The organism is Siculibacillus lacustris, assembly GCF_004328075.1.
Classification (GTDB): Bacteria; Pseudomonadota; Alphaproteobacteria; order Rhizobiales; family Ancalomicrobiaceae; genus Siculibacillus; species Siculibacillus lacustris.
In genome coordinates this window covers 14,917-41,400 of sequence record NZ_SJFN01000011.1, presented here as the reverse complement: position 1 = coordinate 41,400, position 26,484 = coordinate 14,917, and the positions used below count along the sequence as shown (strand labels likewise).

Annotated in this window: 22 protein-coding genes and 1 CRISPR repeat array (1 of these 23 only partly in view); of the genes, 19 read left to right on the top strand and 3 right to left on the bottom strand. The window is 68.3% G+C overall.

Annotation, left to right across the window (positions count from 1 at the left end; translation table 11 throughout):
- The first annotated feature begins 22 nt into the window (after positions 1-22).
- From EYW49_RS09125 to EYW49_RS09100, 6 genes are all read left to right on the top strand, one after another.
- Positions 23-850 carry a substrate-binding domain-containing protein gene (locus tag EYW49_RS09125; protein WP_131308583.1) on the top strand — a complete coding sequence of 276 codons (828 nt, stop codon included), beginning with the start codon at positions 23-25 and terminating at the stop codon, positions 848-850.
- Positions 843-1,943, top strand: coding sequence for a molybdopterin-binding protein (locus EYW49_RS09120; protein WP_131308580.1), 1,101 nt, complete (start codon positions 843-845; stop codon positions 1,941-1,943). Before EYW49_RS09125 ends, EYW49_RS09120 begins: the two co-directional genes overlap by 8 nt.
- Positions 1,944-1,956: 13 nt before the next feature.
- A complete protein-coding gene (locus EYW49_RS09115; protein WP_228259550.1) occupies positions 1,957-3,894 on the top strand; it encodes a molybdopterin biosynthesis protein in 1,938 nt (645 codons plus the stop codon).
- 230 nt (positions 3,895-4,124) lie between these two features.
- Complete coding sequence (locus EYW49_RS09110) at positions 4,125-4,379, top strand: hypothetical protein (RefSeq protein WP_131308574.1); 255 nt, start codon at positions 4,125-4,127, stop codon at positions 4,377-4,379.
- 207 nt (positions 4,380-4,586) lie between these two features.
- Positions 4,587-6,392: a gamma-glutamyltransferase family protein gene (locus EYW49_RS09105; RefSeq protein WP_131308571.1), complete on the top strand. Its 1,806-nt coding sequence runs from the start codon at positions 4,587-4,589 to the stop codon at positions 6,390-6,392.
- Between the two features lie 96 nt (positions 6,393-6,488).
- On the top strand, positions 6,489-7,493 hold the full coding sequence (locus EYW49_RS09100; protein ID WP_131308568.1) for a bile acid:sodium symporter family protein: 1,005 nt from the start codon (positions 6,489-6,491) through the stop codon (positions 7,491-7,493).
- Positions 7,494-7,572: 79 nt separating this feature from the next.
- On the opposite strand, the gene EYW49_RS09095 is transcribed toward EYW49_RS09100, so the two are convergent.
- Positions 7,573-8,142, bottom strand: coding sequence for a TetR/AcrR family transcriptional regulator (locus tag EYW49_RS09095; protein ID WP_131308565.1), 570 nt, complete (start codon positions 8,140-8,142; stop codon positions 7,573-7,575).
- A gap of 122 nt (positions 8,143-8,264) precedes the next feature.
- Here EYW49_RS09095 and EYW49_RS09090 point away from each other — a divergent pair, with 122 nt between their 5' ends.
- Entirely contained in the window at positions 8,265-9,473 is a 1,209-nt protein-coding gene (locus tag EYW49_RS09090; protein WP_131308561.1) for an MFS transporter, read from the top strand.
- A gap of 662 nt (positions 9,474-10,135) precedes the next feature.
- A complete protein-coding gene (locus EYW49_RS09085) occupies positions 10,136-11,431 on the top strand; it encodes a tyrosine-type recombinase/integrase (RefSeq protein ID WP_131308558.1) in 1,296 nt (431 codons plus the stop codon).
- A 21-nt stretch (positions 11,432-11,452) separates the two neighbouring features.
- Here EYW49_RS09085 and EYW49_RS09080 read toward each other — a convergent pair whose 3' ends face one another.
- Together EYW49_RS09080 and EYW49_RS09075 are read right to left on the bottom strand one after the other, a co-directional pair.
- A complete protein-coding gene (locus tag EYW49_RS09080) occupies positions 11,453-13,033 on the bottom strand; it encodes a hypothetical protein (protein ID WP_131308555.1) in 1,581 nt (526 codons plus the stop codon).
- Positions 13,034-13,073: 40 nt separating this feature from the next.
- A complete protein-coding gene (locus EYW49_RS09075; RefSeq protein WP_131308552.1) occupies positions 13,074-13,337 on the bottom strand; it encodes a helix-turn-helix domain-containing protein in 264 nt (87 codons plus the stop codon).
- Between the two features lie 877 nt (positions 13,338-14,214).
- Here EYW49_RS09075 and EYW49_RS09070 point away from each other — a divergent pair.
- The 11 genes from EYW49_RS09070 to cas2 all read left to right on the top strand — a co-directional run bounded on the left by EYW49_RS09070 (position 14,215) and on the right by cas2 (position 25,728).
- The gene (locus EYW49_RS09070) at positions 14,215-14,427 is read left to right on the top strand and encodes a helix-turn-helix transcriptional regulator (RefSeq protein ID WP_206365428.1); all 213 of its coding nucleotides are present in this window, start codon (positions 14,215-14,217) and stop codon (positions 14,425-14,427) included.
- Positions 14,424-15,086, top strand: coding sequence for a hypothetical protein (locus tag EYW49_RS09065; protein ID WP_131308546.1), 663 nt, complete (start codon positions 14,424-14,426; stop codon positions 15,084-15,086). Before EYW49_RS09070 ends, EYW49_RS09065 begins: the two co-directional genes overlap by 4 nt.
- Positions 15,083-15,400, top strand: a complete 318-nt coding sequence (locus tag EYW49_RS09060) for a hypothetical protein (protein ID WP_131308543.1) — start codon at positions 15,083-15,085, stop codon at positions 15,398-15,400. The genes EYW49_RS09065 and EYW49_RS09060 overlap by 4 nt, the downstream gene beginning before the upstream one ends.
- The gene (locus tag EYW49_RS09055; RefSeq protein WP_131308541.1) at positions 15,393-17,669 is read left to right on the top strand and encodes a DUF6371 domain-containing protein; all 2,277 of its coding nucleotides are present in this window, start codon (positions 15,393-15,395) and stop codon (positions 17,667-17,669) included. Before EYW49_RS09060 ends, EYW49_RS09055 begins: the two co-directional genes overlap by 8 nt.
- A gap of 350 nt (positions 17,670-18,019) precedes the next feature.
- Positions 18,020-20,287: a CRISPR-associated helicase Cas3' gene (cas3, locus tag EYW49_RS09050; RefSeq protein WP_131308538.1), complete on the top strand. Its 2,268-nt coding sequence runs from the start codon at positions 18,020-18,022 to the stop codon at positions 20,285-20,287.
- A gap of 11 nt (positions 20,288-20,298) precedes the next feature.
- Positions 20,299-20,964 carry a type I-C CRISPR-associated protein Cas5c gene (gene cas5c / locus EYW49_RS09045; RefSeq protein WP_131308535.1) on the top strand — a complete coding sequence of 222 codons (666 nt, stop codon included), beginning with the start codon at positions 20,299-20,301 and terminating at the stop codon, positions 20,962-20,964.
- On the top strand, positions 20,961-22,745 hold the full coding sequence (gene cas8c, locus EYW49_RS09040) for a type I-C CRISPR-associated protein Cas8c/Csd1 (RefSeq protein ID WP_131308532.1): 1,785 nt from the start codon (positions 20,961-20,963) through the stop codon (positions 22,743-22,745). The genes cas5c and cas8c overlap by 4 nt, the downstream gene beginning before the upstream one ends.
- Positions 22,742-23,695, top strand: a complete 954-nt coding sequence (gene cas7c / locus EYW49_RS09035) for a type I-C CRISPR-associated protein Cas7/Csd2 (protein WP_131308529.1) — start codon at positions 22,742-22,744, stop codon at positions 23,693-23,695. The genes cas8c and cas7c overlap by 4 nt, the downstream gene beginning before the upstream one ends.
- Positions 23,696-23,712: 17 nt before the next feature.
- Positions 23,713-24,384, top strand: a complete 672-nt coding sequence (gene cas4, locus EYW49_RS09030) for a CRISPR-associated protein Cas4 (protein ID WP_131308526.1) — start codon at positions 23,713-23,715, stop codon at positions 24,382-24,384.
- Complete coding sequence (cas1c, locus tag EYW49_RS09025; RefSeq protein ID WP_131308523.1) at positions 24,381-25,415, top strand: type I-C CRISPR-associated endonuclease Cas1c; 1,035 nt, start codon at positions 24,381-24,383, stop codon at positions 25,413-25,415. Before cas4 ends, cas1c begins: the two co-directional genes overlap by 4 nt.
- A gap of 22 nt (positions 25,416-25,437) precedes the next feature.
- The gene (gene cas2 / locus EYW49_RS09020) at positions 25,438-25,728 is read left to right on the top strand and encodes a CRISPR-associated endonuclease Cas2 (RefSeq protein ID WP_131308520.1); all 291 of its coding nucleotides are present in this window, start codon (positions 25,438-25,440) and stop codon (positions 25,726-25,728) included.
- 208 nt (positions 25,729-25,936) lie between these two features.
- A CRISPR array of direct repeats spans positions 25,937-26,484; the repeat unit is 31 nt; unit sequence GTCGCCCCTTCACCGGGGCGTGGATCGAAAC (it continues 2,701 nt past the right edge of the window).

Below are 26,484 nucleotides of genomic sequence, written 5' to 3'. Positions count from 1 at the left end.
CTCAACCCGCAAGGAGACCGACATGCTCCGCCGATCCGTTCTGACCGCCGCGCTCGCCCTCGCTCTGCTGCCCGCCGTGGCGGTGGCCGAAGAGCGGACGATCACCGTCGCCTCGACCACCTCGACGCTCGATTCCGGCCTGTTCGGCCACATCCTGCCGATCTTCGAGGCCAAGACCGGCATCAAGGTGCGGGTGGTGGCGCAGGGCACCGGCCAGGCGCTCGACACCGGCCGGCGCGGCGACGCCGACGTGGTGTTCGTCCACGCCCGCGCCCAGGAGCTGAAGTTCGTCGAGGAGGGCTTCGCCACCAAGCGCCTGCCGGTGATGTACAACGACTTCGTGATCGTCGGCCCCGCCGCCGATCCGGCCGGCATCGCCGGCTCCAAGGACGTGGCGGCGGCGCTGAAGACCATCGCCGAGAAGAAGGTGCCGTTCGTGTCGCGCGGCGACAAGTCGGGCACCCATCTCGCCGAAGTGGCGCTGTGGAAGGTCGCCGGGCTCGATCTCGCGGCGATCCGCGGAGAGTGGTATCGCGAAGTCGGCCAGGGCATGGGCGCGGCGCTGAACACCGCCGGGGCGATGGGCGCCTACACGCTGTCCGACCGCGCCACCTGGATCGCCTTCAAGAACAAGGGCGATCTGAAGATCGCCGTCGAAGGCGACAAGCGGCTGTTCAACCAATATGGCGTGATGCTGGTCAATCCGGCCAAGTTCCCGACCGTCAAGGTGGCCGACGGCCAGGCCTTCATCGACTGGCTGGTGTCGGCGGAGGGTCAGGGCGTGATCTCGACCTATCAGATCGAGGGCAAGCAGCTGTTCTTCCCCAACGCCGGCGATCCGAATGCCTGAGGCGGCCGGCTTCGTACCCAGGATCGCCGTCGCCGAGGTCGTCGCCGCGTGGATCGCCGGGACGGCGCCGCTCGCCGCCCGCTCCCTGCCGCTCGCCGAGGCCGCGGGGGCGGTCGCCGCCGAGCCGGTGACGGCGCCCGGGTCCCTGCCCGCGTCCGCAATCGCGCTGATCGACGGGCGGGCGGTGATGGCGCTCGAGACGCTCGGGGCCTCGCCCTATGCGCCGGCCGAGCTCTCCCGCTCGCTCGCCGTCGCGGCGGGCGACGCGGTGCCGCCGCCCTTCGACGCGGTGGCGGCGACCGACGAAGGCACGGCGACCACCGCCGACGTCGCTCTCGGACCGGGCACCGCTCTGCGCCGGTCGGGCGCCGACGCCGGCGCCGGGACGGTGCTGATCCCCGCCGGCACGCGGCTCGGGGCCCGCGCCCTCGCGATTGCCGCTGCGGCAGGGCTCGGCTCGCTCTCGGTGCGGCAGGCCCGGGTCGTGCTCGCCGCCGACGGCGGCGGCGACGATCCGGTGATCGCCCTGGTGCGCGGCTTCCTCGCGGCGCGTGGGGTGGTCACGACGGTCGTCGCGCTCGCGGAAGCCGGCACCGCGAGCGCCCTCGAGCCCGATCTGATGCTGCTGTTCGGCGGCGCAGCGATCGGCGCGACCGATCCGGCGCTGAATGCCGCGGTCGCCGCGCCCGGCTGGCGGGCGATCGGACGGCCGGCGCTGCGGCCGGGCGAGACCCAGATCGCCGGACGGATCGGCGGCGCGCCGGCGCTGGTGCTGCCGTCCCGTGTCGACGAAGCCCTCGCCGCCGGCCTCGCGCTGATCGCGCCGCTCCTCGACGCGCGCGCGCGGGCCGCGCCCGACCCGCGCGCGACCGTCCGGCCGCTCGCCCGCAAGCTGGTGTCGGCGATCGGCTGGACCGAGCTCGCGCTGTTCGCCGCCGTCCCCGACGGTGGCGCCTGGGAGCCCCTGGGCGTCGGTCTGCTCCCCGCCGCGACCCTGGTCCGCGCCACCCATTGGAGCCTTCTGCCGCCCGAGAGCGAAGGCCACGACGCCGCCACCCCCCATGCCGCCGATCCCTGGCCGGACGGACTGTGAAGGACACGCCCCCATGAGACAGGACCAGTTCCTCACCGTCGTCGGCCGCGAAGAGGCACGCCGCCGCTTCGACGAAGCCCTGCGGCCCGCCCCGGTCGGCATCGAGACGGTACCGCTCGGGGAGGCCCACGGCCGGGTGCTGGCCCGGGCGCTGGCCGCGCCGATCGACGTGCCGCCGTTCGACCGCTCGACCGTCGACGGTTTCGCGGTGCGTGCCGCCGACGTGGCGACGGCGAGCGAGACCGCGCCGGTGCGGCTCGCCCCGACCGGCGACGTGGTCGCCTGCGGCGTCGCGCCGACCCGCGCGGTCGACCCCGGCACGGCGACGACGATCGCCACCGGCGGGCCGATGCCGCGCGGCGCCGACGCGGTGGTGATGGTCGAGCAGACCGAACCGGACGGCGCCGGCGGCGTGCTGGTGCGCCGGCCGGTGGCGAGCGGCCAGAACATGGCCTTCGCCGGCTCCGATCTCGCCCAGGGCGAGACCGTGCTGCGGCGCGGCAAGGTGATCGGTGCGCCGGAGATCGGCCTGATGGCCGCCTGCGGCACCGGCACGGTCGAGGTCTTTCGCCGGCCGATCGTCGCGGTGATCTCCACCGGCGACGAGTTGGTGCCACCCGGCGGGCGCCTCGGTCCTGCGGCGATCTACGACACCAACGGCCCGATCGTCGCCGCGGCGGTGGCCGAGAACGGCTGCGTGCCCCTGGTCTTCCCGATCGTCCCCGACGACGAGGCGCGGCTCAGGGCGGCGCTGACGGAAGCCCATGCGCGTGCCGACTTCGTGATCCTGTCGGGCGGCACGTCGAAAGGCACCGGCGATCTCACCGCCCGCCTCGTCGCCGGGGTCGGCGCGCCGGGCATCGTCGTGCACGGGGTGGCGGTGAAGCCCGGCAAGCCGCTGTGTCTGGCGGTCGCCGACGGCAAGGGGCTCGCCGTGCTGCCGGGGTTCCCGACTTCGGCGATGTTCACCTTCCACGAATTCATCGTGCCGGTGCTGCGCCGCCTCGCGGGGCTGGCGCCACGGCGCGAAGGACGTGTCGAGGCGACCGTGCCGGTGCGGGTGCCCTCGGAGATCGGCCGCACCGACTATGTGATGGTCGGGCTCGGCACGGGCGCCGACGACGGCCTCGTCGCCCATCCGGTGTTCAAGGGCTCGGGCGCGATCTCGGCCTTCGCCCAGGCCGACGGCTTCGTGGCGATCGAAGCGCTGGCCGACCACTTGGCCGCCGGCAGCGTCGCCGAGGTCACGCTGTTCTCGCCGGAGGTGCGGGCGCCCGATCTGGTGATCGCCGGCAGCCACTGCGTCGGGCTCGAGCCGGTGGTCGACGCGGTGATCGCCGAAGGGTTCGACGCGCGGATCCTGGCGCTGGGGAGTACCGGCGGGCTCGCCGCGGCGCGGCGGGGCGAATGCGACGTCGCGCCGATCCATCTCCTCGACGCGGCGAGCGGGATCTACAACCAAGCCTTCCTCGACGAGTCGCTGGAACTGGTGCCCGGCTGGCGACGGCTGCAGGGGGTGGTGTTCCGGCCCGGCGACCGGCGTTTCGAGGGCCGAACGGCGGCCGAGGCGGTCGCGGCGATCGCCGAGGATCCGACCGCGCTGATGGTCAACCGCAACACCGGCGCCGGCACCCGGCTGCTGCTCGACGGCCTGCTCGGCGGGCGACGTCCCGACGGCTGGACCAACCAGGCCAAGTCGCACAATGCGGTGGCGGCGGCGGTCGCCCATGGCCGCGCCGACTGGGGGATGGCGATCGCCACGGTGGCGAAGGCCTATGGTCTCGGTTTCCTGCCCTTCGCCGACGAGCACTACGACTTCGCGGTGGTGCGTGCGCGGCGCGACCGGCCGGCGGTCGCGGCCTTCCTCCTGGCCCTGGCGAGCGCGCCGGTCCGCGAACGGCTCGCCGCGCTGGGGTTCGCGGTCGCCCGAGGGGAATCAGGATCGCCGTGATCGAAGGAACGGCGCGAAATCGGTGGCCTCCCTCCGGAGAGGCACTTAGAGATGCTCTGCCGACCGTCGGCGCATCGGGATTCGTGGCCGTCGTCGGCGCGCGGGTCGAGCCCAAACCGAGGGCTCGGCGCGGGGACGCCGTCGAGCCGGCCCCGCTGACCGCGATCTCGACGAGGGTCGGCCCCGGACGATGTCCCTCGAACCGCACCCTCGCGTGCAGGAGCCCCACCATGCGTATGCCCGTCCTCTTCGTCGCCCTGACGTTCCTCGGCCTCGCGCCCGTCTCCGCTCAGGTCACCGACCCCGAGATGACCTGCGCCGCCTATCTCGACATGGTCGCCAAGGCCGGGCCGACCCCGAAGACCGGCGATGCCGCGACCGACAAGATGGCCGCCGACATGGACGGCAAGATGAAGGCCTATTGCACCGCCAATCCCAAGGCCAAGGCCAGCGAAGCCGCCGAGAAGGCGATGATGGGCGGCTGATCCCCGTTTCGACCCTCGGGCCTCGGCCGGCCCTGCCCCTCCCCGACTTGCGGCGCGCCACCGGCGCGACCGCGACGGCCGGGGGCGGCCCGCTCCTCGCGGCCGACATTCGAACTTCCCCGGCGCCGCGGGATCCGACATGTTGGAGCGCGACCGGCGGGATACGCTCCCGCGAGACGCCCGCGTCACCCCTCGAGAGGATGCCCCATGTTCACCACCCGTCCGGAAATCCAGGGCACCTTCGGGGTCGTCACCTCGACCCATTGGCTCGGCTCGCAGTCGGGCATGGCGATGCTGGAGCGCGGCGGCAATGCCTTCGACGCCTGCGTCGCCACCGCCTTCGTGCTGCAGGTGGTCGAGCCGCATCTGGTCGGGCCGTGCGGCGACGTGCCGATGGTGTTCCATTCGGTCGCGACCGGCCGCACCGAGGTGCTGTGCGGCCAGGCGCCGGCCCCGGCCGGGGCGACCATCGAGCATTATCGCAACGAAGGCCTGACCCTGATCCCGGGCAACGGCCTGCTCGCCACGGTGATCCCCGGGTCCTTCGACGCCTGGATGGTGCTGTTGCGCGATCACGGCCGGATGCGGCTGCGCGACGTGCTCGAACCGGCGATCTTCTACGCCGGCCGCGGCCATCCGATCCTCGGCCGGGTCTCGGCGACCATCGCCGGCCTCGCCGACTTCTTCCGCACCGAATGGCCGACCTCGGCGGCGACCTTCCTGCCCGGCGGCTCGGCGCCCGAGGCCGGGGCGCTGTTCCGCAACGAGAAGCTGGCGGCGACCTGGGAGCGGATCCTGCGCGAGGCGGAGGCCCCCGGGCGATCGCGCGAGGCGGAGATCGAAGCGGCGCGCGACGCCTTCTATCGCGGCTTCGTCGCCGAGGCGATCGAGCGCTTCGCCACCTCCAATGCGGTCATGGACCAGTCGGGGGCGCGTCATCGCGGGGTGCTGACCGCCGCCGACATGGCCGGCTGGCAGGCGAGCTACGAGGCGCCGGCGACCTACGACTACGGCGACTACCGGGTCGCCAAGATCGGCCCCTGGGGCCAGGGTCCGGCCTTCCTCCAGACCCTGTCGCTGCTGAAGGGCTTCGATCTCGCCGAGATGGGACCGGCCGGCTCGCCGTTCATCCACACCGTGACCGAAGCGATGAAACTCGCCTTCGCCGACCGCGAGGCCTATTACGGCGACCCGCGCTTCGTCGACGTGCCGCTCGAAGCGCTGCTCTCCGACGCTTACGCCGACCGACGCCGCGAACTGATCGGCCGCGACGCCTCGCTCGAACTGCGTCCCGGCATTCTCCCCGGCTTCGAGGATCAGGTGGCGCGCAGCCTCGCCAATCTCGCCCGCGTCTCGGTCTCCGACGGCAGCGCCCAGAACTACGAGCCGACCGCCGCCGACATGCGCGCCGCCCATCCGTCGGTGAAGCGCGGCGACACGGTCCACATCGACGTGATCGACCGGGACGGCAACATGATCGCGGCGATGCCGTCGGGCGGCTGGCTGCAGTCGTCGCCGGTGATCCCCGAGCTCGGCTTCATGCTCAACAGCCGCGCCCAGATGTTCTGGCTGGAGCCCGGCCTGCCGTCGTCGCTGGCGCCGGGCAAGCGGCCGCGCACCACGCTGACCCCGACGCTCGCCGAGAAGAACGGCAAGCCCTACATGGTGTTCGGCTCGCCGGGCGGCGATCAGCAGGAACAGTGGCAGTTGCTGATGTTCCTGCGCCACGTCCACCACGGGCTGAACCTCCAGGAAGCCATCGACCTGCCGATGTCGCACACCGCCCATTTCCCGTCGTCGTTCTATCCGCGGGCGCAGCAGCCCGGCAGTCTCACGGCGGAAGCGAGCTTCGGCCGCGAGGTGCTCGACGATCTCGCGGCGCGCGGGCACCGGCTCGAGGTGGTGCCGGAATGGACGGTCGGGCGGGTGGTCGCGGCGCGCCGGCGCGAAGACGGCGTGCTCTGCGCCGCCGCCACGCCGCGCCTGATGCAGGCCTATGCGGTCGGGCGCTGACAGAACCGCTCGATGGTGCTATTGCGCCGGTCCCGCGCCCGTCGCGGGGCCGCCCATCCGGCGGCGTCCCGCCCGCACCCACCTTCGGATACGTCCATGACCCTCGGCCGTCTGCGCCCCGACAATTTCACCCTGGCGATCGCCGGCGCCGTGCTCGTCGCCTCGATCCTGCCCGCCGTCGGGACCGCCGAAGTGGTGCTGACCCAGGTGGTCAATCTGGCGATCGCCATCCTGTTCTTCATGCACGGCGCCAAGTTGTCGCGCGCCGCGGTGATCGCCGGCCTGACCCATTGGCGGCTGCATCTGCTGATCGTCGCCTCGACCTTCCTCCTGTTCCCGCTGCTCGGAATCGGCATCCGGGCGCTCGGCCTGCCGCTGCCGCCGGAACTGATCGCCGGAATCGTCTATCTGACGCTCCTGTCCTCGACCGTGCAGTCGTCGATCGCCTTCACCTCGATCGGCCGTGGCAACGTCGCGGCGGCGGTGTGCGCGGCGTCGGCGTCCAATTTCCTCGGCATCTTCCTGACGCCGGTGCTGGTCAGCGTGGTGATGCGGACCTCCGGTGTCGCCATCTCGATGGACTCGCTGGAATCGATCGTGCTGCAACTGCTGTTGCCGTTCATCCTCGGACAGGCGGTCCAGCCGTGGATCGGCGGCTTCATGAAGCGCCATTCCAAGGTGCTCGGCTATTTCGACCGCGGCTCGATCCTCGGGGTGGTCTATCTCGCCTTCGGCCATGCGGTGATCGGCGGCATCTGGCACCACCTGACCCTGACCATGCTCGCCGCCCTCCTGGCGGTGCTGTTCGGGCTCCTGGCGATCGTGCTGGCCACCACCACCTGGGCCTCGCGGGTCTGCGGCTTCTCGCGCGAGGACGAAGTGACGATCGTCATGTGCGGCTCGAAGAAGAGCCTGGCGAGCGGCGTGCCGATGGCCAACATCCTGTTCGCCGGCCTCGACCTCGGGCTCCTGGTGCTGCCCCTGATGATCTTCCACCAGATCCAGTTGATGGTCTGCGCGGTGATCGCCCAGCGCTACGCCGCGCGCGCCGAGGCGGAAGCGGCCGCCGAGGCCGCGGCGGCCGTGGAACCCGCCGCCTGACGCCACGATCCGACGAGACACCTCGGCGCCCCGCCCGAGCCCGACCCGGGATCTCCCGACAGAAGCCGGGTGCCCCCCGCTAAGCGGCGACCGGCGCTCGCAGACATCGGTCGAGCAGCGATCGCCAGAAGGCGTCGGACGGTGGCACCTCGTCGAAGAGGATGCGGAACACGATCGGCGCGACCACGTGATCGACCAGCGCATCGAGATCGAGGGCCGCTTCGCCGCGGCCGGTGGCGCGGTCGCAGATCACCTGCAGCTGCTGCCGCGTGAAGGCGACACACTGGCCGGCGTTGCGGGGACCGGAGGTCCCGGCGAGCACGTCGCGGGTCATCGCCCGGCCCGGCGCCGAGCTCATTTCGTCGACATACTGCGCGAACCACGCCTCGAGATCGCCGCGCGTCGATCCGGTGTCGGCGGGATCGCAGTCGGGGCGCAGGCGCTCGACCGCGACGTCGGCGAGCAGATCGGCGAGATCGCCCCAGCGCCGGTAGATCGTCGAGGGCGTGACGCCGGCTGCCGCCGCGATCTGCGGAATGGTCAGCTCCGAGCGATCCTGGACCTCCAGCAGCCGGCGAACCGCCGCGTGGACGCTGGCCTGGACGCGGGCGCTGCGGCCGCCCGGACGGATGCTCTCTCTCGCCACCATGGCATTCCTCGTCTCTTCGCCGCCGCGCCCGGCCGAGTCTAACGCATATTATTTGCTTTTATGTCGACGGCGGTCTATGTCGGACAAACGCAGCTTCTTTGCTTTAGCTCCAGTGAGGCCTCATGTCGATCCTTCTCGCGTCCCGACGCGAAGCTTCCGCTCCGTGGAGCGGTCCGGCGGCGACGCTGTTCCTCTCGGCGACCCTCGTCACCTTCATCGCCGCGGCCAGCGCCCCGACGCCGCTCTATCGGCTCTATCAGGAGCACTGGGCCTTCTCGCCGGCGGTCCTGACCCTGATCTTCGCCGTCTATGCGGCCGGCCTGCTCGCCGCCCTCCTCACCGTCGGATCGCTCTCCGACCACGTCGGGCGCCGCCCCGTGCTCCTCGGCGCCATCGCCCTCGAGGCCGTGGCGATGGGCCTGTTCGTCGCCGCCGATTCCACCGTCGGACTGATCGTGGCGCGGACCCTCCAGGGCTTCGCCACCGGCGCCGCGACCAGCGCGCTCTCGGCCGCCCTGCTCGACAGCGATCGGGTGCACGGGCCGCTGATCAACAGTCTGGTCAATCCGATTGGCATGGCCGTCGGCGCCCTCGCCACCAGCGCCCTGGTGGTTCTGGCGCCCTGGCCGATGCGGACGGTCTATGTGGTGCTGCTCGCCGTTCTGGCAATCGAGGCGGTCCTGGTCCGGCGCCTCGCCGAGACCGTGGCGCCGCGCCCGGGCGCCTGGCGGTCGCTGTGGCCGAGCATCGCCGTGCCGCCGCAGGCGCGCCGGATGCTCGCGGCGATCACCCCGATCAACGTCGCGGTGTGGGCGCTCGGCGGCTTCTACATGTCGCTGGCGCCGTCGCTGTTGCGCGAGGCCACCGGTTCGGCCTCCCCGTTCCTCGGCGGCGCCATCGTCGCGACGCTGACCCTGAGCGGCGCCGGGGCGATGCCCTTGCTGCGTCGCCTCGCCGCGCCGCGGATCCTGACGTTGGGCACCACGATCCTGGTGCCGGGCCTCGCCATCGTCCTCGCCGGTGTCCACCTGCATCTCGTAGCGCCGATCTTCATCGGCACGGCGGTGGCCGGGTTCGGCTGGATCGCCGCCTTCCTCGGCACCCTGCGGTCGCTGCTGCCGCTGGCGGCACCGAACGAGCGGGCCGGACTGCTCGCCGCCTATTACATCGAGAGCTATCTGGCGATGAGCGTTCCGGCGATCCTGGCGGGAATTCTCGCCCGCTCGATCGGCCTGATCGCGACCACCGACATCTATGGCGGCGCGCTGATCGCGCTGGCGATCACCGCCCTAGCCGTCGCGGCGGTGACGGCGCACCGGCGCGACCGGTGATACCGGTGAGACCGGTGAGACCGGGGGAAAAACGACCGCCCGATTCGACGCGAACAGGCTCGCGAGTGGGTGGCGGTGCGCCGCGACGTCCGCGCCGACATACCCGCGAAGTTGCTCCGCTTGGTGACCTATTGGTGACCCGACGGCGAAAGATGCCGCCAAGCCAAGCCGTTCAAAACGAATTTCTATTCAGTTTCATACCGATAGATGGTGGGCGGTGAGGGGATCGAACCCCCGACCAACGGCGTGTAAATCTGTATTCGCAAGTACTAACTGCTTCTATTGAGCACGCCACAGTACGAAAAACGGCAGTATTCAGCCGGTTTTGACTACGACACAGTCCGTTTGCGCCCCCTTGATTTCTGCGCCGCTTGGTTACAATGTGATTCCACGCTTCCAAGTAACTCGGGATGGTGCACGAAAATGTCAGGGGGTCTTTCGGGAATTATGAATTATCGGAATATGCCGTGCAATATGCGCCGTCCACACCGTCCATCGCTGATACACATTTCAACTCAATGTGTTAATGGAATTGACGCTGTCCAGATCGGGCGCCTCGCCGTCCAATCGCTGTCCAAGCGGCGAGCCACCCGCCTTCCCACCACCATCCATGACGGCTCGCGCCATGGTAGTGGCTTCTGCCGTCGAGTAGAGGGGCATCAATGAAGGGGAAGCTCACAAAGAGAACCGTCGATGCGGTTCGGCCTTCGGATACCACAGCCTTCGTGTGGGATATCGAGTTGAGGGGCTTCGGGTTACGGACCTCCCCCGGCGGAAAGAAGGCCTACGTCGTGCAATACCGCGCGGAAAACGGCCGCCAACGGCGCCAGACGCTCGGCGCCGCCACCGTCTTGACGCCCGATCAGGCCCGCGATCTGGCGCGCTCGGCGCTGCATGAAGTCACCATCGGTGGCGATCCCGCCGCCACCCGCCGCGCGCTTCGTAGTGCGCCGACCGTCGGCAAGCTGCTCGACGCTTACCTCACCGACCATGCCGAAATGCACTGCAGCCCGAAGACGGTCGCCGAAAACCGTCGGCTGATCGAAAAACGCATCCGGCCCATCCTGGGAAACTACAAGGTCGAGGCGCTCGATCGGCAGGATATTGCGCGATTCCACCTCGCGCAGAAGGATGCGCCGGTCTCAGCGAACCACTGCATCATCATCCTGTCGAAGGCCTTCAACCTCGCTGAGGAATGGGGCTGGCGAAAGCTCAATACCAACCCGTGTTCCAAGGTTCGGAAGTTCGCCGAGGCGCCGCGCGAAAGGTTCCTCTCGCCCGCCGAGGTGCAGCGGCTGGGCAAGGCGCTCGCCGAAGCCGGCGCCTCCGGTCTGCCGTGGCTGGTCGACGAGGCGGCAGCGAAGGCAAAGCACTTGGCGAAGCCCGAAAACCGCTTCACCAAGATCGACCCCGACGCGCTCGAAGTGATCCAACTCTTGCTGTTGAGCGGGTCGCGCCTGTCCGAGATCACAGAACTCGAATGGGATCACGTCGACTTCGACGCCGGCACCCTCGCCTTGCCGCGCCAGAAGGGGAAGGCCCGACGGCCCCATGTGGTTTCCACGGCCGCCCTCGCCGTCTTGGCGCGCCGCGCACGGGTCGAAGGCTCACCCTGGGTGTTCCCTCGCGCCCGAGATGCTACGCGGTCGATCTCAATCTATGTCGTCGAAAACGCCTGGGACCGCCTGCGGACGGCCGCCGGTCTCATCGACTGCCGTCTTCACGATCTGCGCCACACCACCGGCACATGGGCAGCGCGGACGGGCGCCAACGCCTTCCAGATCCGCGACGTTCTGCGCCACAGTGGCGTTGCCATGACGGCGCGCTATGCCAACCGCGACAACGACCCCTTGCGAGACATCACCGAGACGGTCGGCGATGCCCTCTCGTCGGCGCTCGCCGGCAAGTCGGCCGCTGTGGTAGCGCTCGACGAACGGCGGCGAAAGGGGCGAGGATGACGGCCGAAGCTGCGGGTGCGGTTACACCAGCGGGCGCGCCCGGCGGGCGAGAATCGGCCAGAACTCGCGCATGTGCCGGTTGATCTCGTCGCGCGGCGGGGCAGCTGCACCGATCTCGTCGAACGCGGCCTCAATGGCTTCGGCCAACCCGCCGAGCGTGTCGAAGGCGGTTGCGGCGACATGTGGCGATAGCACTTCGTCGAAAGCGCGCTCCCACTGGTGAGTAGCCTTCCGCCCGCCCCTACCCTTCTCTTTGACCTCCGGCGGCAAGCCGTCAGAGCTCTCGCCGGTAAGTTTCCGGAAGAGCATCGGCCAGTATTTTTCGACGCGATCCCATACCGCCCGGTCTGCAACATTTGATGATCCGAGGGTTTCGAGCTTGGCTTCAACCGCTTCGACCAGTTCATTCTTTGTGGCGGGCGCCGAGGGTTCGAACCTCGACCTCAGAAGCGCATCAAGTGCTTGTTCCCATGGATTCTTCATCGGGTCGACCGGTGCGCGAATCGTTACAGGCGACCTTATCGCCGCGGCCATCTTCACCTTCCACTCGGGTGCGGACAGCTCGGGGGTGTCATCCGGTTCGCACCCGCCGTCGGTCTCTGCCATCGGTAACGCAAACACCACCGCCGATCGCACCGCGCTCCATTCGCCATCGGCCGCTTGCTGCACCACCCGGCCGCGCCGGTAGTCGAGCCGCATGTCTCCCGCGGCCATGGTGGCGAAGGCGATCGCCGCCGCCGGAGCCCCCTCGGAGGGGGGGCCGGCGAGCACCAGTTCGCCCGCCCGAAGCAGATCCACCACCCGCCCGTGCAGTCGCGCCACATCAGCGGCGAAAGGCTCGCCGTGGCGTGGTCCCTCTGCCCCCATCATGGCGCGATCATTCAGAGCTGCCTGATCGACGGTGCCGGGAAAGGGTGTTCCGACGAGGCGCCCGGTTTCAGGATTTCCCCGAAGGCGCGACACATATCGCCCCGTCCACACGTCGAGCAAACTCGAAGCGCCGAGCGCGAGCGGCCAAAACGCCGCACCGGCGCCCATCTCACCCTCTTCGAAGGAGCCGAGGCCAGCGCCCAACTCCCGCTTCACGTGGGGAAGGTCTCGGCACACGACGGGGTCCATCATGACGAAATGCGGCCACAGGTCGCCGAGCAAAACCGCGTTCAAACGCTCGGCGGTATCGGGCGCGATCAGGGGGCGGAAGATGCGAATGTCTTCATAGGTCCGGCGGGGGTCGTGCCGGCCGCCTGGCAGGGTCGCGGTGTTCGCTTCTTCGTCGGGAAGGAGGCGGCTCCAAAGAGGCCGCGGTATCGCTTCGTGGTCGCCGTTCGTCTCGCGTCGCCCGAACGCAACGAGCCGGCCGATGGAAAGCAGGTTGCGCAGATCCATCACAGCCGGCCCCAGGGCCATCCGATTTGCTACGACTTCCTGATCGATGGTCCGCCGCACCCTCCGCGCCGCCATGATGAGGAGGCTCGCCGAACCGAGGGCCGCACCGTCGAGAAACGCCGAGATCGCCTCGGCGATGGTGAGGCCGCTGTTCTGCTCGGTCGCCAACGGGTCCAGTTGGTCGCGGATTTCGAGGATTGCCGGCTTCGGGTCCATGTCGGGTCTCGATCTGCGCTTCACCACCGCCCGGCGGTGGTCACGACACGTCACCGGCCGTGCCGTCGGTGGTGCGCTTGGCCAGCCGGACACCCGGTCCCGCGCCGTTTTCGGCGATGAATTGCGCTCCAGCGGCTTCGAGTGCTCTCCGAATTGCTTCGACTGCATCGGCGGAAGCGGCTGGCTTTCCCGACCCTTCGGCACGTTTTACCGTCATTGAAGACACACCGGCGGCGGCGGCAATGTCGGGCTGTGAAAGCCCGAGAAGCGCTCGGGCCGCCCTTAGCTGCTCCGGCTTAGTCATGTCGTATTGACCTAATTAGAACACTAGAGGTATGTTCTAAAAGTAACACGAACCGCTCACCAGGAGCAACCCAAATGGCGAGACCCACTGTCTCGGCAGCCGCCGCCGGCTCGCCCGATGTACCCGCCTCGACGCCATCTACCGACGCCCGCACCGGCCTTTCGCCGGATGCCGACGACCATCCCGAAACCCTCTGGCACCCCTCCGAGGGGGCATGCCTCGCCGCCCAAGGGCTGGCACGGATGGTTGAGGACAGAACCGTGACGGGCTCGGAATGCGATGGGCTGGTGGAGCTTTGTTCGCTGGTCGCCGCCGAGGCTCACGCCATCGTCGGGTTGAGGGAGGGCATCCCACCCAAGTTCGCCTCGAATATTCAGATCTCAACCCGTCGCCCTGCCCCCACAGGGCGCTGATCCGTCGCGACACCTCCAGATCTCGAGGAGATCAACCCGCGCCCAATGCTGTCGACTTCTACTCGGATCTGCACGACCCAGCTCGCCGCAACGTCCTCCTTCCCCTCGAAACCCATCTCCCTGCCGTCGCAGACTTCACGCGGATGACGTGATTGTTCTTGAGTGAGGGCTTTCAATTCACCGACCGGCGCGACCATGCCGCCCTTTTGGCCGTCGCCGACGCGGCGGCGGATCACGCGTCGGCGGCGTTGGCGATCTGCCTCACCGCCGCCGCCGAACGGGCCAAATCGGGCAGAGAGGCATGAACGCCGAAAAACGCCGAAAGCTGAAAATTCTCATGATCTCAACACGATGTCTGGGACGGAACAACACGGTTTATCCGGTTGTTCCTAGGCTCCGATCGGCGGCGCGTCTTTCTTGGTCGGGCGTTGGCGATGGGGCCGACGCGTACCAAGGAGGTTTCAATGAACGCATCGACCTTGCCGGCCATGCTGAGCACGACGGAGGCCGCTGCCCGTCTGAACGTCAGCCCCCGCACCCTCGAAAAGTGGCGCACCGTTGGCGGCGGCCCCCGCTATCACCTCGTCGGCGTCCGACGCGTCGCCTATGCCGAGTCGGACCTCGTCGCCTTCGTGGAAAAGGGCGCCCGCGCTCATACCAGCGAGGTGGCGCGATGAGCTACCACGTCCCTCGCCGCTTCCTCGCCACCATCGTGCCGCGCGCATGGACGACCCACGGCCAGATCGTCATCTTCGACCCGTGGGGCGAGGAGGCCCGCACCTGGGATTACGATCCCGCCTGCGCGTTTCGGGGCACCTTGACCACCTGTGCCGGTTACTCCAAGCAGCATCACTACAACCGCAATCCGCTCATCGGGCGGCCCATCGAGTTCGTCATCACAGGTGCGGGTAGGAGCCTGCGCGATCTACCGCACATCGCTCATGCACCACTTTGCGAATTCGGCGTCTTCAACCGCCGCGCCAACGTCGCAGACAGCCTCACGGCCGCCGGCCCGGAGATCCGCGGCGCCGTGATCAAGGCTCTCGTCGGCGGCGTGCCGGGAAATGATGGCGAGGTTCGCGCGAAGATCGGCGCATCGGAGATCGTGGTGAACCCGACCACGGGTGCGTGGTCAATCACCCACGCCGACGGCCACCGCCGCGCCGGTCGCAACCTGCGGCGCTTCGTCCTCGCGCTCGGTGCCGTGCCCGACGGTGTCGCGGCGGTGCGCCTGCTCGAAACCATCTTCAAGTGGAAGATCCCGCCCGATGCCGCCCTCAAGATCGCCGACGCGATCGACGAATGCGCGCCGATCCCGAAGGAGGTGCGCCCATGAACCGTCGCCTGGGTCGTTCCGTAGACTTCGCCCGGATCGCTTCCGCCGCCCTCGGTCGGGCGGCGGCGATCGTGCCGCGCTGGGTTCCCAACGGCCGCCGTGAGGGCCGCGAGTGGGTCGGCCTCAACCCGCGCCGAGGCGACAAGCACCTCGGCTCGTTCAAGGTCAACCTGAGCAACGGCCGATGGCTAGACGCCGCCGACGGCGCTTCGGGCGGCGATCTGATCTCGCTCGCCGCCTACCTGTTCTCGATCGACCAGCGCGAAGCTGCGATCAAGGTCGCCGAAATGATGGGGGTCGACCCCTTTGAGTGAAAACCCCTTCGCGCCACTGGGCTCCGAACCCCCCGAGAATACCGGCGACGGCCTCCCGCCGCCGCCGGTCTACACGTGTGTGATGCCCGTGCCGGTGGACGCTCCGAAGCCGGTGTTCAACCATCCCAAACTCGGCGAGCCCTCTGGCGTGTGGACCTATCGCAACGCCGAGGGTGCCATCCTCGGCTATGCGCTCCGATTCGATGGTCCCGACGGAAAGCAATTCCGCCCGCTCGCCGTGTTCAGCCCCGAGGGCTCCAGGCGCCTGATCTGGCGCTACGAAGCGTTCCCCGCGCCGCGCCCGCTCTTCGGCCTCGACCTCCTCGCCGCTCACCCCGATGCCACCGTGGTGGTCGTCGAGGGCGAGAAGGCCGCGGAGGCCGGCCGCCGCCTGTTGCCCGACCACGTCGTCGTCACCTCCCCGAATGGTTCGAAGTCGGCCAGTAGGGCGGATTGGTCGCCGTTGAAGCGTCGCCCTGTCGTCATCGTCCCCGATGCGGACGAGCCGGGCACGCGCTACGCGGCCGACGTAGCCCGTCTGGTGGCGGAGGCTGGCGCCATATCGGTCACCGTCTGCTCACCCCCGGAGGGCGTGGCGAAGGGATGGGATCTCGCCGACCTCGAAGCCGAGGGCGAGGGTGCTGCCGCGCGTGCGCTCGCCTTGATCATCTCTGCTCGCCCAATCGGCGGCGACATCGCCGAAGCCGAGGGGACGGGCACCACCGCCTCGAACGTGATTTCGCTCGCCGCCGTCAAACGGGGCCGGGGTCGGCCGCGCAAGATCCGCCCGGCAGAAGCGTCGGCCGACAGCATCGAGAACGAAATCGCCGCCCGTGTCCGCGACAGTGACGTCTTGCTCGCCTATCTCGCCGACGCCTGCCTATGGCGAGATCTCCGCGAAGTCTCCTACGCTACGTTTCCGATCGCGGAGCACTACGAGAGTTGGCCCGTCGATTCGACGCCCTTCCGAAGGTGGCTCACCGCCAGGTATCTCGACGAATACGGACGCGTCCCGTCCTCCGTCGCCATCGACAGCGCCTTGCGTGGTGCCGATGCGCTATCCTACAAGAACAAGCCGACCGGAGTGTGGGTCCGGGTCGGCGCGCGGGGCGGAAACTACTACATCGATCTATGCGACAAGGAATGGCGAGCGATCGAGATCCGACCGGACGGCTGGTCAATTCTCAGCAATCACGACCTTCCGTTCATCCGCAATCCCGGTATGCGCGCGCTGCCCGAGCCGGTCGAATGTGTCGAACACGACATCAAGACGCTGCTCGCCCCGTTCACCTCCAATGTCGAACCCGACGATTTCCCCATCGTCGTCGCCTGGATGCTGGGCGCACTCCGGTCGATCGGACCGTTCCCGATCATGGTCTTGAACTCACGGCAGGGCTCCGGCAAGTCGACACTGTCGAACCTGCTGCGGTCCTTGATCGACCCGAACGAAGCCGACGCCCGGACGCCGCCGCGCGACGAACGCGACCTCTTCATTGCGTCGATGAAAAGCCAAGTCCAGTCGTTCGACAACATCTCGGCCTTGGCCGCATGGCTCGGTGACGCCCTCTGCCGCATCTCGACCGGAGCCGGCTACGCCACGAGAAAGCTCGGCTCCGACACAGAAGAGGTCATCATTCGGGTCTGCAAACCAATCCTGTTGAACGGAATTCCCAACATCGTCACCCAACCGGACTTGGCCGACCGCGCCATGGTCGTCCGCCTCCGACCGATCTCCGATGCACACCGCATATCGAGTGAGGACTTCGATCGCCTATGGGCCGAGGCGCGCCCCAAGGTGCTCGGCGTGCTGCTCGACGCCATGTCGCGCGGCCTCGCCGATATTGACAAGCGCGAGTTCGACAAGATGAGCCGCCTCGCCGGCTTCATGAAATTCGCCTGTGCCGCCCTCCCCGGCGCCGGCGTCGACCCCGAGGAGTTCCTCAAGGCCTACGCACAAAACCGCAGGGAAATCTCAGAGGCCGCCTTCGAAGCAAATCCCGTCGCCACCGCGATCTTCGCCTTCGTGACGAAGGAATACCCGACCGGCTGGCACAACACCGCCACGGCACTCCTCCGCGAGATCGAACGGGAAGAATTCACCCCGTTCTCGACGCAGAAATCGGCGGCGTGGCCGAAGGGCGTCGCGTCCCTCGGAAACCATCTCGAGCGCGCGATCCCACTCCTCGACCACGTCGGCCTGAGCGTCATCAAGCGCCACTCAGGTGAGCGCCTCATCTCGATCGTCCCGCGCGAGAAGCGCTCCTCATGAAACGCTCCGCCGCCGAGCCGACTGGATCAATTGTCATTTCGCACGGTAGCCATACGGCTCCCTGCCACCGGTGGTGCGGCGCTGGGCTATCGCTCGGCACCATGCCGAAGCGGAGCAAATCGAAAGCCAGCCGACTTGATACATTCATCAGCGAGGAAAGCTTCAGACCCAGGTCGAGGGCTACGCCGGATTTGCTGCAAATATGTTCTGCTCAGCTTGAGGTCCCATCTCCGACCCTTCCGAATTTTCCTCGGCAGAGCATTGAAGAATCGGAGATTTTCTTGCTCCTCATTCGTTGCGAAAATACGAAAAACAGCGTTTGATTGTTATTGTCCTGAGTCGGTGCCCCCATGTTTCACGCCCATTCTCTGACAGAACGTCCTGAGTCCGGTTGGCAGCCCCTCGCGGATCACCTCGTTGCCGTCGGCGCCCTGGCGGGGGCGCGAGGTGGCAAGTTCGGCGCGACGACGGCGGCTCGGTACGCCGGTCTGTTGCACGATCTCGGTAAATACACTCTCGCCTTCCAGAGGCGCATCCGTGACGACTGGGGCAAGGTCGATCATGCCACGGCCGGCGCCAAGATGGCTGTGACGCTCGCCACGCCGTCGAACCCGAGGCTCCAGACCCCGGATCTCTTGATCGCCCGCATCCTCGCCCATGCGATCGCCGGGCACCACGCCGGCCTGCCCGACAGCATCGGCACCGTCGGTGCGCTCGATGATCGGTTCTCGCGCGAGTTGGAGCCATTGGTCGATCAGTGGCGGAATGAGATTGCGCCAGACGCGACCGGACTGATGCCACCATTCGATCTCTCGGACGTGAAGAGTGGCCCGGAGCGTCTACCCCGCGCCCTGGCATTCTTCGGCCGTATGGTCTTTTCCACCCTGGTCGACGCCGACTTTCGCGACACTGAGGCCTTCTATGCGGCCGCGGAGGGCAAACCGGTCGATCGCGATTGGCCGCGACTGCCCGACGTCGTCGATCGGCTCATTGTCCGGCTCGACGCCCACATGGCGGCCCTCGCCGCGGGGGCTGCCGATACCCCGGTCAACCGGCTGCGCGGGGAGATTCTCGGCAACGTCCGGGCCGGCGCGGCGAAGTCGACCGGCCTGTTCACCCTGACGGTGCCGACCGGCGGCGGCAAGACTCTGGCGTCGCTCGCCTTCGCGCTCGATCACGCCAAGCGCCACGGCCTCGATCGCATCGTCTATGCCATCCCCTTTACTTCGGTGATCGACCAGACGGCGGAGATCTTCCGCGACGTACTCGGCGACGACGTAGTGCTGGAACATCATTCCTCGATCGACGAAGAGAAGCTCGGCGGGCGTACGGCGCGCGACAAGTTGCGCCTCGCCATGGAGGACTGGGCGGCACCGATCGTGGTGACCACCAATGTCCAACTGTTCGAGAGCCTGCATTCGCATCGCCCGTCGCGGGCGCGGCGGCTGCACAACCTGGCCCGCGCGGTGATCGTCCTCGACGAGGCGCAGACCATCCCGCGGCCGGTGCTGCGGCCCTGCGTCGCGGCGATTGGAGAATTGGCCAAGCGCTACGGCACATCGGTGGTGCTGTGTACCGCGACCCAGCCGGCTTTGGGGAAAGCCGACGGATTTCCCGACGGGCCCGACCTCGACCCGAGCCGCGAACTGGCGCCGGAACCGGATCGACTGACCAGGGCGCTGGCGAGGGTACGGCTCGCCCGGGTCGGAGATCTCGACGACGAGGCGCTGGTGAGCGCGCTGGAGGCGAGCCGCCAGGGCCTCGTCATCGTCAACAGTCGGCGCCATGCTCTGGCGCTATTCGACTGCGCGCGCGCCGCCGGGCTCGACGGCGTGACCCACCTCTCGACCCGGCAATATGCCGCCGATCGCGTCCGCATCCTCGCCGGCGTACGCCAACGGCTGAAGGACGGCCGCCCTTGCCGGGTGATCGCCACGAGTTTGGTCGAAGCCGGGGTCGACGTCGACTTTCCGCGCGTCTGGCGGGCCGAAGCCGGGCTCGACCAGATCGCCCAGGCCGCCGGGCGCTGCAACCGCGAGGGCAAACGGCCGATCGACGAGAGTCTGGTCACGGTGTTCCGAGCCCCTGATCATCCGCCGCCGCGCGAGATTGCCGGCCTCGTCGCCGACATGGGGCGGGTGAGCGCGCGTCACGACGACCTCCTGACCAATGCGGCGATCCGCGACTATTTCGGCGAAGTGTTCTGGCGGATCGGGCCGGAGCGGCTCGACGTGCACGGCGTGATGAAGGCTTGGCGGCTCTCCGCCGGGGTGCCGTCGTTCGACTATCGCAAGGTCGGCGAGGCGTTTCGGCTGATCGACAGCGAGATGGCGCCGGTGATCGTGGCGATCGAGGCCGAGGCGAAGCAGGCGATCGACGATCTCGAGCGGAGCTTCCTGCCGCCCGGCAGCGCCGCACGCAAGCTACAACGGTTCCTCGTCCAGATACCCCCGCGGATCCGCTTCGGCCTGATCGCGCGCGGCGATGTCCGCCTGATCCGAGAAAGAGACCTCGGCGACCAGTTTGCCGTGCTCGTCACCGACAAACTCTACCGCGCCGACGTCGGCCTCCATTGGGAGGCGGCCGACGGCAACGACCTCGATCTGCTGATGGCTTGAGAAGGACCGCCATGCCCTACGGCATCAGACTTCTGGTATCCGGCGACTACGCCTGCTTCACTCGGCCGGAGATGAAGGTCGAACGCGTCTCCTATGACGTGATGACGCCTTCCGCAGCGCGCGGAATTCTCGAGGCGATCCATTGGAAGCCGGCGATCCGCTGGGTCGTCGACGCCATCCATGTGTTGAAGCCGATCCGTTTCCAGTCGATCCGCCGCAACGAGGTCGGCCACAAGGTGCCGGCGTCGAAGGCGCGGGCGGCGATGAAATCGGGCGATCTCGGCGACCTGCGCCTGCGCGTCGACGAGGATCGCCAGCAACGCGCTTCGACCGTTCTGGTCAGCGTCGCCTATGTCGTCGAGGCGCATTTCGAACTAACGGCCAAGGCGGGGCCGGAGGACAACGAGGGCAAGCACCTCGACACGTTCAATCGGCGCGCCGCGCGCGGTCAGTGCTTCCACCAGCCGTGCCTGGGCACGCGCGAGTTCCCCGCCGCCTTCGAGCTTCTCCCCCCCGATGCCCCCCTGCCCCCGGCGATCGACGAGAGCCGCGACCTCGGCTTCATGCTGTGGGACATCGACCACGGTGGTGATCGCTCGTCGCTGTTCTTCCGCGCCCGGCTGGAGAACGGCGTGATGCGGGTGCCACGTCCCGATTCGCCGGAGATCCGCCGATGAGCCCCCTCGCCTCTCTGGTGCGCGCCTACGAGCGTATGGAAACCCGCGGCGAGGTGCCGCCCTACGGCTTCTCGTCGGAGAAGATCGGCTTTCTCATCCCGTTGAACGACGACGGCACCGTCGCAGGCGCGCCTATCGACTTGCGCGGCGGCGAAGGCAAGAAGCGCGAGCCGCGGATGATGCGGGTGCCGCAGCCGGTGAAGCGGACGTCGGGGCCTTCGGCAAATACCCTTTGGGACAAGACCGCCTACGTCCTCGGCGTGACGGCGATTGAAGGAAGATCCACGGCGAAGGAACATGCCGTCTTTCGCGCCCGCCATCTCGATCTCCTGGCGGCGGAAACCGACCCCGGCCTCGTGGCGCTGCGCCGCTTCGTCGAAGCCTGGACGCCGGAAGCCTTCGCCGAGCGCGGCTGGCCGGAGGAGATGAAGGACCAGAACACCGTCTTCGCCCTGGAGAGCGAACGGCGCGGCCCCGGCGGCACGATCGCCTGCATCCACGATCGGCCCGCGGCGAAGGCATTGTGGGCGCGGTTGGCAGCCGCGGGTGAGAGCAAGGAAGTCGCCTGTCTGGTGACGGGCGAGCCCGGTCCGATCGCTCGGTTGCATCCGGCGATCAAGGGCGTGTGGGGGGCGCAGTCGTCGGGCGCCTCGCTCGTCTCCTTCAATCTCGACGCCTTCACCTCCTACGGCCACGAACAGGGCGAAAACGCGCCCGTCTCGGAAGCCGCCGCCTTCGCCTATGTCAGCGCCCTCAACCGCTACCTGGAGAAGGGCAGCGGCCACCGCATCCAGATCGGCGATGCCTCGACCGTGTTCTGGGCCGATGCGTCGAACGCCGAGGCGGCGGTCTTCGCCGAGGACTGGTTCGCCGAGATCATGGGAGCGAGCGCCGAGGTCGACGAAAGCGCCGAGGCGACCAAGGTCGGTGCGGTGCTGGAGAAGATCCGCCAGGGCCTACCGATCACCGACCTGACGCCCGACCTGCCCGAGGGCGTGCGTTTCTTCGTCCTCGGCCTCGCTCCCAACGCGGCGCGGGTGTCGGTGCGGTTCTTCATCGCCGACGACTTCGGCGCGATCGGCCAGCGCTATCTCGAACATCTCGAACGGTTGCGCATCGACCCGCCGCCGAGGGAGCCGCTGCCGTCGATGTGGCGGCTGCTGATCGAAACCGCGACATTGCGCAAGTCGGAGAACATCGCCCCCAACCTTGCCGGCGAATGGCTGCGCGCGATCCTCTCCGGCACGCCCTATCCGCTGACCCTGATGTCGTCGGTGATCACGCGGTTGCGTGCCGATCACGACGTCAACGCGCACCGCGTCGCCATCCTGAAATCCGTGCTCGTCCGCAATCTCGAATGGGAGGTTCCCGTGTCGCTCGACCCCACCAACCGCGACCCGGGCTATCTGCTCGGCCGGCTGTTCGCGGCCTACGAATATGCCCAGACCCAGGCCCTGCCCGGGCTCAACGCCACCATCCGCGACAAGTATTACGGTACCGCCTCGGCCAGCCCGCGGGCCGTCTTCCCCCTCTTGCAGCGTACCGCGACCCACCACCTCGCCAAGCTGCGCAAGGAAAAGCCGGGACTGGCCACTTCGCTCGATCGCCGCATCGGCGAGATCTTCGAACTGGCGGATGCGACCAAACTGTTCGTTCCGACGCTGCCGGCGGCGCATCAGGCGCTGTTCGCCATCGGCTACTACCACCAGAAGAACGATTTCTTCCGCCCCCGGCCGAAGCCGGAGGAAACCCTTTCCGTGCCTGAGGAGACGCAACAATGACCACGCTCGGCCGACGCCACGACTTCGTCTTCTTCTTCGACGTCTCCAACGGCAATCCCAATGGTGACCCCGATGCCGGCAATCTGCCGCGCCTCGATCCGGAGACCAACCAGGGCCTCGTCTCCGACGTCAGCCTGAAGCGCAAGGTCCGCAACTACGTCGAACTGGCCAAGGGAGACGCGGCCGGCTTCCGCATCTACGTCTCGGAAGGGGCGATCCTCAACGAGAAGCATCGCGAGGCCTACAAGGCGGTGCGCGACGGTGACGCCAAGGCGGCGACCGACAAGAAGCTCAACCCCAAATCCGACGACGAGGCGGCGAAACTCAACGCCTTCATGTGCGACAATTTCTTCGATGTGCGCACCTTCGGCGCGGTGATGTCGACCGGCATCAACTGCGGTCAGGTGCGAGGCCCCGTGCAGATCGCCTTCGCCCGCTCGATCGAGCCGATCATCCCGCTGGAAATCTCGATCACCCGCATGGCCGCGACTTCGGCCGAGGAAAAGTCGAAGCTCGCGGACGGCTCCGACGGCGACGAACGCACCGACAACCGCACCATGGGCCGCAAATACATCGTGCCCTACGGACTCTACCGGGTGCACGGCTTCGTCTCTGCCAAGCTCGCCGAGCGCACCGGCTTTTCCGAGGGCGATCTCGCGCTGTTGTTGGAGGCCCTGCAGAACCTGTTCGAGCACGACCGCTCCGCCGCACGCGGCGAGATGGCGGCGCGGCGGCTGGTGGTCTTCCGTCACGCCTCGGCGCTCGGCAACGCGCCCGCGCACAAGCTGTTCGAACGGGTGACGGTCGGCCGCGCCTCCGGTGACGACACGGTGGCGATCGGCGATCCGCGCCTCGACAACCTGCCGCCGGCCCGCGCCTTCGCCGACTACCGCATCTCGGTCGATACTACGGCCCTGCCCGAGGGCGTCGAGGTTCTCGACCTGCTGTGAGCGGTGGAGGGGGAGCGATGGACGACGGCGACGACGACCTGCTTCCCCTCTCGGCGCTGCAACACATGGTCTTCTGCCCGCGTCAGGCGGCGTTGATCCATGTCGAGCGGCTGTGGGCGGAGAACGTCTACACCGCCGAAGGCCGCATTCTGCATCAGAGTGCCGACGAACCCGGCGCCAAGCGCCGACGGGGCTTGCGCCGCGTCACCGCTCTGGCCCTGCGCTCGCGCCGCCTCGGGGTTGCCGGCGTCGCCGATCTGGTCGAGTTCCTGCCCGCCGACGACGGTGGCGAGACCGCCCTGCCGGTCGAGTTCAAGCGCGGCAGCCCGAAGCTCCACCGCGCCGACGAAGTCCAACTCTGCGCCCAGGGCCTCGCTCTCGAGGAAATGATCGGCCGGCCCGTTCCGGAAGGGGCGCTGTTCTACGGCGAGACACGACGGCGCCTGCGGGTGCCGTTCGACGCGGAACTCCGCACGGAGACGGAAGCGACGGCGGCGGCGCTCCGATCGATGGTGACCGAGGGGCGGACGCCACCGGCGGTCTATCGCGCCGATCGCTGTCGCGCCTGTTCGCTGATCGATCTCTGCGCCCCGAGGGCCGGCGGACGTTCGGCGCGGACCTGGATGGAGCGACGCATCGCCGCCGATCTCGCCGACCCTGCACCGGTCGACGACGAGGGCCGGCCATGAAGAAACTGCTCAACACCGTCTATGTCACCACCGAGGGTGCGGCGGTGAAGAAGGACGGCGAGAATTTGGTCGTCGAGATCGACGGTGCCGAGCGGATGCGGGTACCGCTGCATCGGCTGCAGTCGATCGTGACATTCGGAGCGATCCTGCTCACGCCACCGCTGATCCAGGCCTGCGCGACGGCCGGCATCACCATCGTCCTGCTCGATCGTGCCGGCCGGTTCCAGGCGCGCATCGAGGGTCCCGTCAGCGGCAACGTGTTGCTGCGCCGGGCGCAATACGCACGCGCCGACGACGCGCACGAGATCGTGCGCGGCTTCGTCTGCGGCAAGATCGCCAATCAGCGCGCCGTGCTGCAACGCGCCTTGCGCGATCACGGCGCCGACATGGAGACGACCGCCCGGGCTGCCACCGAGGACACCGTCGATCGGCTCGCCCGGGCGCTGCGCCGGGCCGCCCTGGCGCCGATCGAAACCGACGAGTTGCGCGGCCTGGAGGGCGACGCGGCGCGGCTCTATTTCGCGGTGTTCGGCGGCCTGATCCGGTCACCGGACCCGGAGATCGGCTTCGCCGGCCGCTCGCGCCGACCGCCGCTCGATCCGGTCAACGCGCTGCTCTCGTTCCTCTACACGCTGCTGGTCCATGACTGCCGCAGCGCGCTGGAGGGCGTCGGCCTCGATCCCGCCGTCGGCTTCCTCCACCGCGACCGGCCCGGCCGCCCGAGCCTGGCGCTCGACCTGATGGAGGAACTGCGCCCGGTTCTCGCCGATCGACTGGCGTTGTCACTGGTCAATCGGCGGCAGTTGCGCATCCGCGATTTCGACCTGCGGGACGGCGGCGCCGTCTGGCTCGGCGACGAGGGCCGCAAGACCGTGCTGACGGCTTGGACCGAACGCAAGAAGGAGGAGCGGCGGCATCCGTTCCTCGACGAGGTCGCACCGCTCGGGTTGGTGCCGCATCTCCAGGCGCAACTGCTCGCCCGTCACCTGCGCGGCGATCTCGACGCCTATCCGCCGTGGCTGTGGAAGTGAACCGGGAGGCGCGGGCGAAGCCATGATGGTTCTGGTGACCTACGACGTCGCGACCTCCGAGGCGGGCGGTGCCCGTCGGCTGCGCCGTGTCGCCAAGGCCTGTCTCGACTGGGGGCAACGCGTGCAGTATTCGGTTTTCGAGATCGAGGTCGATCCGGCACAATGGACGGCGCTTCGGGCGCGGCTCGAAGCGATCATCGACCGGGAGCACGACTCGCTCCGTTTCTACTTCCTCGGCTCGAACTGGGAACGTCGTGTCGACCACGTCGGCGCCAAGCCGGCGAGCGACTTCCATGGTCCGCTGATCGTCTGACGTGACCCGCCGCCGTCTCCTCTGCGGCGGCGCGCGAACTGGAAGCGGACGCGGAAATCCCGGTGGGTTCGCACTTGCGCCAAGCTCCTGATTTTCCAGAGCTTACCGGTGCACGGCCGGAATCCACCATGCTTTGGAGCATCTCGGCTCTGACCTCCGCGCGGCAGCGGTGGTTTCTCCCTTGAGCCGAACGAGTTACGATGAGCCGGTCGCCCCTTCACCGGGGCGTGGATCGAAACGTCAATGGCGCGGCGGCAACGCAGGTGCACGACGGGTCGCCCCTTCACCGGGGCGTGGATCGAAACTCTCACGGAAGGCATCGTGACCATTGGCTCGCTGGTCGCCCCTTCACCGGGGCGTGGATCGAAACTACGCGGGTCGTATCAAGTCCGTTGAATTCATCCGGTCGCCCCTTCACCGGGGCGTGGATCGAAACTAAACGCCGTGCAACAGACCGTCATTGCCGACGCGTCGCCCCTTCACCGGGGCGTGGATCGAAACGACATGCTCGTCAACAGCCATCCGCGCTTGATGGCGTCGCCCCTTCACCGGGGCGTGGATCGAAACAGTTGAGAGTCTCGGTGACCTTAAGGATCCCACGTGTCGCCCCTTCACCGGGGCGTGGATCGAAACTTGGGGGTGGTGAGCGTCGCAACCGGAGCCATTGGTCGCCCCTTCACCGGGGCGTGGATCGAAACGATGTCCTCATCGGTCACGTTGGACCAGATGCCAGTGTCGCCCCTTCACCGGGGCGTG